General features: G+C 30.0%; 4 protein-coding genes. 3 read left to right on the top strand and 1 reads right to left on the bottom strand.

Features of this window, described 5'->3' with window-relative positions; translation table 11 throughout:
- Positions 1-219 precede the first annotated feature (219 nt).
- Positions 220-636 carry a hypothetical protein gene (locus ACTHW2_RS11260; protein WP_442264018.1) on the top strand — a complete coding sequence of 139 codons (417 nt, stop codon included), beginning with the start codon at positions 220-222 and terminating at the stop codon, positions 634-636.
- 161 nt (positions 637-797) lie between these two features.
- On the top strand, positions 798-1,883 hold the full coding sequence (locus ACTHW2_RS11255) for a Glu/Leu/Phe/Val family dehydrogenase (protein WP_442264017.1): 1,086 nt from the start codon (positions 798-800) through the stop codon (positions 1,881-1,883).
- Positions 1,884-1,910: 27 nt separating this feature from the next.
- Here ACTHW2_RS11255 and ACTHW2_RS11250 read toward each other — a convergent pair whose 3' ends face one another.
- Positions 1,911-3,029 (bottom strand): YibE/F family protein, encoded by a 1,119-nt coding sequence (locus tag ACTHW2_RS11250; protein WP_442264016.1) that lies wholly within the window; start codon positions 3,027-3,029, stop codon positions 1,911-1,913.
- Between the two features lie 201 nt (positions 3,030-3,230).
- Here ACTHW2_RS11250 and ACTHW2_RS11245 point away from each other — a divergent pair.
- On the top strand, positions 3,231-4,334 hold a 1,104-nt coding region (locus tag ACTHW2_RS11245; protein WP_442264015.1), incomplete at its 3' end, for a 5'-3' exonuclease.

The following is a 4,334-nucleotide window of genomic DNA, read 5'->3' as shown; positions in this document are numbered from 1 at the left end:
AAACTAAATCTGTGTTAAGTAGATTATTGTCTAAAAAAGGGTTGCCATTCCATTATTTTACTATACAATTATAAGAACAGTGTATAAATTTGATTTAAGAGACAATAGAAAAATAGGAATAATAGTATTTGTATTAGTTGTCTCTGAGGTTGAATAAAAATGGTTAGAAAGAAAAACAAAAAATATTTATGTTTCAGGTTAATAATGGGGGGCGATATGTTGGATGAAAGAAAAAAACAAGGTATGATAGTAGGAGTAGTAGCTTTAGCAGCTATCTTTATAGTGCTTTATTTTACAAGGACATATATAGGGTTCGATAAAAATGAGCCACTAAAAGTAACTTTTGTAAATGAAGGTGAAATATATAACTATGATATTTCGTATTCCTCTGATACATATAAAAAGATAGAAGATATAATAGAAGAAAAATTTTATTTACCAGCTGGTAAGACATCATCTCCTTATGATGATTTAAGTTATATTACTATTTATTTTAAGTCTGATGGCAAACAATCGGAGATTAAGATTGTTTCTGATGGAAGAGTATATTTGAATGACGATCATATACAGTTTAAATTTGATACAAGAAGTGAAGGAATTTATGAGGATTTAGAAAATATTATTTCTAAATTATAGATTTATGAAATAATTTAAACTTTCTTTTATCATATAATATTATTGAAATTATGGGAATATTAAAATATAATATAGACTATAGAAATTAAATTAATAAATGTTAAATACTATAACTAGATTTAATATGGAAAATTTAAAAGAAACTATAGAGGAGGCAGTGTATGAGTATAGATATATTTGAGGAAATGGGAAAGAATGGTACAGAACAAATTGTATTTAACTACAACAAAGAAACAGGGTTAAAATCTATAATTGCTATAAATGATACTACACTAGGACCAGCCATAGGTGGATGTAGAATTTTAGACTATAAAAGTACAGATGAAGCTCTTAAAGATGTTCTTCGTCTAGCCGAAGGCATGACATATAAGTGTGCAGTGGCAGGAGAAAACCATGGTGGAGCCAAGACTGTAGTTATTGGAGATGCTAAAAAGGATAAAAATGAGATACTATTAAGGGATATTGGAAAATTCATTCAAACATTAAATGGAAGATATTATGTTGGCCCGGATGTTGGAACAAATAGTGATGATATGGTTGAAATTTCAAATGAAACGGATTATGTTGTAAGTCTTACTGAAGAACATGGGGGATATGGGGATCCTTCAAGACCAACAGCCTATGGAATTTATATGGCCATGAAAGCTGCTGCTAAATTTAAATATGAAAACAATTCATTAAAAGACAAAACAGTAGCAATTCAAGGATTTAGTAAGGTAGGAAGTATTCTTACAGAGTATTTGGTAGAAGAAGGAGCAAAAGTAATTGTAAGCAGTAGGAGTGAAGAAAGCACTAAAGAGATTCTTTCTAAATATCCTAATGTTAAAGTAGTAGACGCAGACAAGATATACGACCAAGAATGTCATATCTTCGCACCTTGCGCCTTAGGCGGTGTAATTAATGAAGAAACTATTGAAAAATTTAAGTGTGAGATTATAGCAGGTTCTGCAAATAATCAATTAGCTGATTCAAAATCTGGAGATCTTTTACATGATAAAGGTATAATCTATGCACCTGATTTTCTTATAAATTCTGGCGGACTTATATCTGCGGCGGACACATTGGATGCAGGAAATGTTAATGTTGACAGGGTAATGAGTAAAACTGAAAAAATATATGATTTAACATATAAAATTTTAGAAATTAGTAAAAAAGAAGATATCCAAACTACTGAAGTGGCTAATAAAATAGCAGAAGAACGAATTGCTAATATTAATAAGCTTAAAAGAAAGTATATAAGACGATAGTTTAAATAAAAAAGAATCTAGTGAAAATTAATTTTCACTAGATTCTTTTTTATTTTTCTTAATTAGAAAGCTTGCAACTAAAGCTGTTATAGGAATGGTAAGGATAAGCCCTATACTTCCTGAAAGAGACCTTATTATTTCTGTAGCTATAATATCTAAATTTAGTATCTTTGTTATAGATGTTTCATATGCCATAAAAAGTAGTAGGACTGGAATAGAACTACCTGCATAGGCTAGGATCAATGTATTTGTCATGGTTCCCATAATATCTTTTCCTACATTCATACCAGATTTGAATAGTTCTTTTTGACTCAAATTATTGTTGGCTTTATGGATTTCATCAATAGAAGAAGAAACTGACATTCCAACATCCATTATAGCTCCTAGAGCTCCTAATATTATTCCAGAAAACAGAAGGTTTTTAAAACTAAAGCTAATACCTTGTGGTATATGCATAAGCATACCGGCTTCTTCAGCGTGAAGACCAGTTAGTTTGATTTTAGTTCCTATGTAGTAGGATATAAGGCCTGCTATTACAACACCTGATATTGTACCTATTATGGTAGATATAGATTTTTTGTTTATTCCTCCTATAAGAAATATGGTGATTATAGTAACGCCTATAGAAATCATAATAGATATAGGTATAGGGTTTGCTCCTTTAAGTATGGCTGGCAGTAGTATATATAGGATAGATGCCATAGTTAAGGCTAAAGATATAATAGCTTTTAAGCCTTTTAATCTACCTATTACAAGAAGCAATACAGCAAATATAATTGCTAGATAAAGCGTATAATTAACTCTATAGTAGTCAGATATAAAGGCGGCAGCAGTATTGTCCTCATATTCTTCTATCATAACTACTACTTTATCGCCCTTTTCTACTACTATATCGTATACTTCATTGTTGGATAGATCGTTTTGTATTTCAAAGAGCTCATCTTTATATTTTCCGCTTAGAACTTTTGCTGTTACAAATTGAGTTCCTCCATCAAAAGAATCAATATTGTTATCTTCTATTGGTCCTGCTTCTACTATTACTGCTTTTTCTGTTAAGTATTGATCTTCTTCAACTATTTCCTCTCCATATACTGATAAAGAAGAAAAGGTTAGAATTAATGTTAATATAAATATAATTTTTTTCATATGTACCCCCGCTTGTTTTATCTTGTTATTTTAACAGTATACTATATATGGATAAATAAATAAAACCATATTTAAAATAAGTAAATATTTTACTAGCTACAAAAGTCTTCTAACTTTTATAGCTAATTTTACTTGGATAGTTTACCTAGAGTCTATTTTAAGATATACTTAAAGATACGATTAAAGATTAGGAGTGGAATGATGGATAATAAAAAATTGATGGTAATAGATGGAAGTTCCCTACTTCATAGGGCTTTTTATGCACTACCTCTTTTGACTACAAAAGAAGGGGTTTATACAAATGGAGTTTACGGATTTTTAACTATGTTTTATAAGATAAAAGAAGAGTATGACCCAGCTTATATTTGTGTTGCATTTGATAAAAAAGGGCCAACCTTTAGACATAAAGAATATAAAGAATATAAAGGAACAAGAGATAAAAGTCCTACAGAACTAGCTCAGCAGTTTCCGATGATTAGAGAAGTTTTAAAAGCTATGAAGGTTGTAGTTTTAGAGATGGACGAATATGAGGCTGATGATATAGCTGGAACTCTTGCAAAGATAGGTGAGAAGGAAAACTTTGAGACTATACTTGTTACAGGTGATAAGGACTATTTACAACTTGCAACTGATAAGACAAAGGTTCTTATAACTAGAAAAGGCATAACAAATATGGAAATGTTTGATAGAGAAAAAATAAAAGAAGTTTATGGTATAAGCCCTGAGGAGCTTGTAGATCTTAAAGGTCTTATGGGAGATAAATCGGACAATATTCCAGGTGTTCCAGGAGTTGGTGAAAAGACTGGTTTAAAACTTGTAAAAGAATTTAAGAATATCGAAGGCGTATATGAGAATATAGATAAAGTAAGTGGAAAAAAACTAAAAGAAAACTTAATAGAAAATGAAGCCATAGCATATATGAGTAGACGACTTGGTCAGATCATAACGAATGTAAATTTAGAGGCAAGTATAGAGGATTTAAAAACTAAAGATCCAGACTTCGAAGAGCTTTTAAAGATGTATGAAGAGTTTGAGTTTAAAAGACTCTTAGATAAGATACCAGAGGAGTATAGGGAAGTAGAAGAAGAAATAGATTTCCATATAGAACATCAAGATATTGTAAGTAATGACTTTGATGATTTAGTAGATTTAATAAAAGAAAATAAGAAGTTTTCATTTAAATTTCTTATAGAAGATTCTAATTATATAGAAGATAATATATTAGCTCTTGCTATAAAGGTAGAAAACGAGCCCACATTTTATATTGATTTAAATGAGTCCTTAGAAGAATTTGTTGATAGCTTT

Source organism: Tissierella sp. (assembly GCF_052089545.1).
Lineage (GTDB): Bacteria > Bacillota > Clostridia > Tissierellales > Tissierellaceae > Tissierella_A.
The sequence above is the reverse complement of the archived record's forward strand: the minus strand, read 5'-3'. Positions and strand labels throughout refer to the sequence as shown.

Coding starts and splice junctions, on each gene's coding strand:
- ACTHW2_RS11255 (WP_442264017.1), top strand. CDS start 798: ATGAGTATAGATATATTTGAGGAAATGGGAAAGAATGGTACAGAACAA.
- ACTHW2_RS11250 (WP_442264016.1), bottom strand. CDS start 3,029: ATGAAAAAAATTATATTTATATTAACATTAATTCTAACCTTTTCTTCT.